The organism is Pseudomonas sp. AL10, assembly GCF_029960685.1.
In the GTDB taxonomy this organism is placed as follows: Bacteria; Pseudomonadota; Gammaproteobacteria; order Pseudomonadales; family Pseudomonadaceae; genus Aquipseudomonas; species Aquipseudomonas lactis.
Genome location: NZ_JASBQZ010000018.1, coordinates 1 through 5,736 on the forward strand (window position 1 = coordinate 1; position 5,736 = coordinate 5,736).

General features: G+C 54.8%; 3 protein-coding genes and 2 pseudogenes. All 5 read left to right on the top strand.

Translation table 11 applies throughout. From position 1 onward, the window contains the following. Positions 1-82: 82 nt before the first annotated feature. A pseudogene (locus QK296_RS17435) lies at positions 83-518 on the top strand (alpha-D-ribose 1-methylphosphonate 5-triphosphate diphosphatase); the annotation flags it as partial. After that, a complete protein-coding gene (gene phnN / locus QK296_RS17440) occupies positions 518-1,090 on the top strand; it encodes a phosphonate metabolism protein/1,5-bisphosphokinase (PRPP-forming) PhnN (RefSeq protein ID WP_003189968.1) in 573 nt (190 codons plus the stop codon). The pseudogene QK296_RS17435 and the gene phnN, both read left to right, overlap by 1 nt. A gap of 79 nt (positions 1,091-1,169) precedes the next feature. Beyond that, positions 1,170-1,361, top strand: a pseudogene (locus QK296_RS17445) (phosphonate metabolism protein PhnP); the annotation flags it as partial. A 243-nt stretch (positions 1,362-1,604) separates the two neighbouring features. Further along, the gene (locus QK296_RS17450; RefSeq protein WP_348775209.1) at positions 1,605-3,254 is read left to right on the top strand and encodes a M10 family metallopeptidase C-terminal domain-containing protein; all 1,650 of its coding nucleotides are present in this window, start codon (positions 1,605-1,607) and stop codon (positions 3,252-3,254) included. Positions 3,255-4,090: 836 nt separating this feature from the next. Next, positions 4,091-5,736: M10 family metallopeptidase C-terminal domain-containing protein (locus QK296_RS17455; RefSeq protein ID WP_282391125.1), on the top strand; the 1,646-nt coding region annotated here is incomplete at its 3' end.

Genomic DNA, 5,736 nt, shown 5'->3' on the forward strand with positions numbered 1-5,736 from the left:
CAAATCCCTGTCGAATTCCGGCCAGCGTGGTTTGACGGGGCGCCTAAGATCAAGATCAAAAGCAGGTCAAGATCAAGAGCGGCTCGCTTCGCATCGTGAAGAGTCTGCGCGTTATGGCATGACAATCGCTGAATTTCCCACCACCCTGGAAGCCGCGCGCGGTTGCCGGCAACTGAACATGAAAGTCTTGATGGGCGCGCCGAACGTGGTGCGTGGTGGGTCGCACTCGGGTAATGTGGCCGCCGCCGGCCTGGCTGGCGAGGGATTGCTGGATATACTTTCCAGTGACTACTACACGGCGAGCCTGTTGCAGGCGGCGTTCGTACTGCCGATCAACAAGATGGCGGTGATCTTTGCCGCGCAGTGCAGATGATCAGCCTGGCGCCGGCACAGGCGCGGGCTTGAAGGACCGAGGTGAAATCGCCATTGGCCTGCGTGCCGACCTGGTGCAAGCCAGGAGCCGCGAAGGGCTGCCGATGGTGCAACAAGTCTGGAGACAAGCGAAGAGGGTGTTTTGATGGCAGGCAGGTTGATCTATCTCATCGGGCCATCGGGTTCGGGCAAGGACAGCCTGCTGGATGCCGCGCGTCCACGCCTGGTCGAGCGTGGCTGCCGTATGGTGCGGCGCGTGATCACACGGTCGGCAGAGGCGGTGGGCGAAGCGGCGCAAGGGGTGAGCCCGGAGCAGTTTGCGCTGATGGAAGCCGAGGGCGCATTTGCCTTGAGCTGGCAGGCAAATGGCTTGTCCTATGGCATCCCCAGGGAAATCGACGATTGGTTGGCCGCTGGGGACGACGTTCTGGTCAACGGCTCCCGTGCTCACCTGGCGCAGGCTCGTGAGCGTTACCCGACGTCGTTGGTATTGCTGCTGACGGTGGACCAAGCGGTGTTGCGCCAGCGTTTGATCGCGCGCGGGCGTGAGTCATTGGCCGACATCGAGGAACGCCTGGCGCGCAATGCGCGGTTCACTGCCGAGTTGATTGCGGGCAATGGGGCGGGCTTGTTCGTGTTGGATAACTCTGGCCCGTTGGCACATACCGTCGAGCGTTTGCTGTGCTGCCTGGACCACGGGCGCACGGTATGCGCTTGACGCTGCTGGGCACCGGTGATGCGCGGCAGGTTCCGGTGCATGGCTGCGAGTGTGCTGCGTGCGGGTTGGCGCGCAGTGATCAAAGCCGCCCCAGCCGCAGGTGCCGCGTAATCACAATGACCTGACGCTGGCGCTGCAGAGCATCGAAGACACCGGGGCGCAGTTGGGGGGGCTGACCCATGTGGGGCATACGTTGGATACGTGGTTGCTGGCGCATCGTCATGAGTTGCCCCGACATGTCTCGGTAGGTTGGGACAATCGAGTCGTGTAAGGCGTGGCCTTGTTAGCAATCAGACAAGAAGCTTGATGTTCAGTTTGTTTTTTCCAGTGTGTTTGATTGTTTTTCTGGATGTTTGAAGCGTGTCGCTTGATTGAGTCAAGTTTGTTGTTTGCACTTTTTTTTCTTCGGTGGCATCAAGGTTTGAGAGTGCTTGGGGGATGCGAGTATTCCACCTCGAATAAAACATGTGTGGTTTTATTACTGCCATGTTTAATGGTGGGTTGTTGAAATGAAATGACGGTGGTGAAGGTCTTTTCAATGTGGGAGCTTTATCGGGCTGACAACGGAGCAGTCGGCATCGGTAACTCGCATATATGGACGGTTAACTTTCCACTGTTCAGAGTATCAAAGCACATGCATATCCCTGTTAGGCAGTCTTCTTACTCGCGTCCTTCAGATAAGTTACAGCCCGATCTTTCACCCGATGAACACCAAGTTGTTCTCTGGGCCAACAATAAAAAATCTTTCACCACGGATCAGGCCGCGAAACACATCACCCGCGGTGGCTTCAAGTTTCATGATCGCAACAATGATGGAAAAATCGTCGTGGGTTATAACTTTGCGGGCGGCTTCAATGCGGCTCAGAAAGAACGGGCCAGGCAAGCCCTTCAGTACTGGGCGGATGTTGCTAATATTGAATTTGTTGAAAATGGCCCGAACACGGATGGCACAATAAGCATCAAGGGTGTTCCGGGTTCGGCAGGCGTCGCGGGGTTGCCCAACAAATATAATTCGAACGTCCAGGCCAATATAGGCACCCAGGGTGGGCAAAACCCGGCGATGGGCAGTCACTTCCTGGGCTTATTGATCCATGAACTGGGGCATACCCTGGGGCTGAGTCATCCAGGTAAATACGACGGCCAGGGTTTCAATTACGATCGGGCTGCCGAATATGCCCAGGACACCAAGGCTCGCAGTGTCATGAGCTATTGGACGGAGACTCATCAGCCGGGGCACAATTTTGCCGGGCGCAGCCCGGGTGCCCCGATGATGGACGATATCGCCGCCGCCCAGCGGCTCTACGGCGCCAACACCAAAACCCGGAATACCGACACCACCTACGGCTTCAATTCCAATTCAGGCCGGGAGGCTTATAGCCTCAAGCAGGGGAGCGACAAGCCGATCTTCACCGTCTGGGACGGTGGAGGTAATGACACGCTCGACTTCTCCGGGTTCACCCAGAACCAAACCATCAACCTCAAGGCTGAGTCATTCTCGGACGTGGGGGGCTTGAGAGGAAATGTGTCGATTGCCAAGGGTGTGAGTGTGGAAAACGCCATTGGCGGTACAGGCAACGATACCTTGACGGGGAACGAGGGCAACAATCGGCTCACGGGCGGCAAGGGGGCCGATAAGCTGCACGGCGGAGCTGGAGCAGACACGTTTGTTTACCGCCGCGCCAGCGATTCAACGCCGCAGGCACCGGACATCATCCAGGACTTCCAGAGCGGGAGCGACAAGATCGACCTGACCGGTGTTGTTCAGGAGGCGGGGCTCAAGTCGCTGAGCTTCGTCGAGAAATTCAGCGGCAAGGCGGGCGAGGCCGTGCTCGGCCAAGACGCGAAAACCGGCCGTTTCACGTTGGCGGTGGACACAACGGGAAATGGTACGGCGGATCTACTGGTTGCCAGCCAAAGCCAGATCAAACAGGCGGATGTGATCTGGAACGGTCAGGCGCCGACAGTGACGCCAACGCCTGAACCCACTGTGGTGCCTGTGTCAGATCCCGTGCCGACCCCTACTTCAGAGCCGACTAAACCTGAACCCACGCCTGAGCCCGCCCCTTTGCCCGTCCCGACTCCACGGCCTGGAGGAGGGTTTATCGGGAAAATTTTTTCATCATTCAAGGGGTTCATAAAAAAAGTGTGGTCGATATTCAGGTGAGCCCAGTCACTATTCGCTAACCCCCCCCGACAAGCCTGCCCAGGCAGGCGTCTGTGTGCCAGGCAACGACCTCCCGTGGGGTTCTCAGTCCAGGGAACCCCACGATTGCACTAGAACCTTTCTCTTACTTCTGACCGTATACGCGTGTGGCGCTGCGTGCCTGCTTATCAAGTGAGCATGGCTACTTTCAAGCCACGTTCATGTCGTGTTTTTTTTCACCAAACTATCAGGGGTTGGTGATGCCTTCCGGTTTTTTCAGTTATTCAAAACTCCCGTTGACTCACTCACTGGGTTTATTGCCTGTGCGTTATTCATGTTCCCGTTTCAGAGGTGTCGGACTGATCGCCTGTTGCAGTGCATTGAATGACTCATGTGCGGCAGACGGAAGTCGCTGTATGTGGAATGCTGATTTTTTCCTTCATGTTCTATTCTATTGTTCGCCATTCAAGTTGGTAGTCGCCTGGGGGACGTGAAAAATATGAGGGTGGATGCATATTCAATTGCGTCTCAGGTTTTGTCTGGTTGTGAGTTATGCTTTGCAATAAATATATTTTTTAGTTTGTTTTAGTATTTTTATCTCTTGTATATCAATGGGTTGTAATTTTTTTGAACAGCGATTTGAGTTTTGAGGTTTCAGGTTTTTTCGGTTGTAAGTCTAAAGTGTTTTTAAATTTTAGAATGTGTCCTGGTGAATTAATTGGTCGCTGGCGTGATCACCTTTAGCATGCGAATTTAAGGGGGTGCCGATAACTACTGCTGCTCTTGTTGGGCGGAAATCGGTATCTCGAATATGTTGTTTTACCGTTCGAGTCTGATTTTTATGAGGACTTTGGTTTATGAGAGTGCCAGGACCAACCGCAACGAATTCTAATGCAGGGCAGGTGCCAGATCCGAGGAGTGGCATCAGCCCGGAGGGCCCTACGCAGGTATATACACTAAACAGCAAAAAAACCGTCTTCACTACGGAACAGGCCGGGAAACATATCACCCGCAGCGGTTTCAAGTTTCATGACAGTAACGGTGATGGCAAAACCACGTTGTCCTATCGTGTTTCCAAGGGCTTTACCCCACAGCAGGCAGATCAAGCCAGGCAGGCACTGCAATCCTGGCAGGATGTCGCTAACGTCACATTCACTGAAAAAAGGCAGGGGGCTGACGGCCATATAGATATCAATGAGATGCACGGAACCTCTGGGGGTATGGCCTCACTCCCCAACCGCTATATGAGTCAAACTTTCGCAAATGTCGGAACAGCGAATGCAGGTGCAAACCCTCCACGGGGTCATTATTTTCGCGAAGTTCTAGTTCACGAAATAGGCCACACCATTGGGCTGGAACACCCGGGGGACTATGATGGCTCTGGTAACTATGGACGGGACGCAGCGTATGCCGGGGATACTCGAGCGCGTTCTGTGATGAGTTACTATTCGGAAAAAAACCAGCCGGGACATGATTTCAAATCATTGAACCCCTCTGCGCCGATGATGGATGATATATCGGCCGTTCAGAAACTCTATGGGGCGAATACTAAAACGCGTAATACCGATACGACGTATGGATTTAATTCCAATACAAACCGTGAAGCCTATAGTTTGAAGTCGGCTAACGACACACCCATTTTCTGTGTGTGGGATGGTGGTGGTAATGACACATTGGATTTCTCTGGGTATTCACACCATCAGAAAATCAACCTCAATGCCGAGTCCTTTTCGGATGTAGGGGCGTTGAAAGGTAACGTTTCCGTTGCCAAGGGCGTCACGCTGGAAAATGCAGTGGGCGGTAAGGGCGACGACACACTTATCGGTAATCATGTTGCCAATCGCCTCAAAGGGGGGGCGGGAGCCGACAGACTGTCTGGGGGGGGCGGCGCAGATACCTTTGTTTACGACCATGCCAGTGATTCCACCCCGGATAACCCTGATGTCATCCTGGATTTTGCGAGTGGCGCAGATAAGATTGATGTATCCGCAGTCCTTAAAAGAGCGAATGTCAGTGCTCTCAAGTTCGTCGATCGCTTAACTGGCCAACCCGGCCAGGCTGTGATGAGTTATGACGAGGGCCGCAACGAGGGGGGGCTGGCCCTGGATCTGACAGGCAACGGCAAGGCTGATCTATTAATAAAAAGCATTGGCCAGATAAAAGCTGCTGATATCTTGGCGCACGGCGATACAACCGCGCCAAACCCTGAACCCAAAGATCCCAAGCCGCAGCCGCGTCCTCAACCCGAGGAGCCCAAACCCAAGCCTGAATCCAAACCGAAGGAGCCAAAACCGGAGGAACCAAAACCGCGTCCGGACTCGTGTGAACCAAAGCCGCGTCCGGATCCGTGTGAGCCGAAGCCGCGTCCGGATCCGTGCGAGCCGAAGCCGCGTCCGGATTCGTGTGAGCCAAAGCCGCGTCCGGATCCGTGCGAGCCGAAGCCGCGTCCGGATTCGTGTGAGCCAAAGCCGCGTCCGGATCCGTGCGAGCCGAAGCCGCGTCC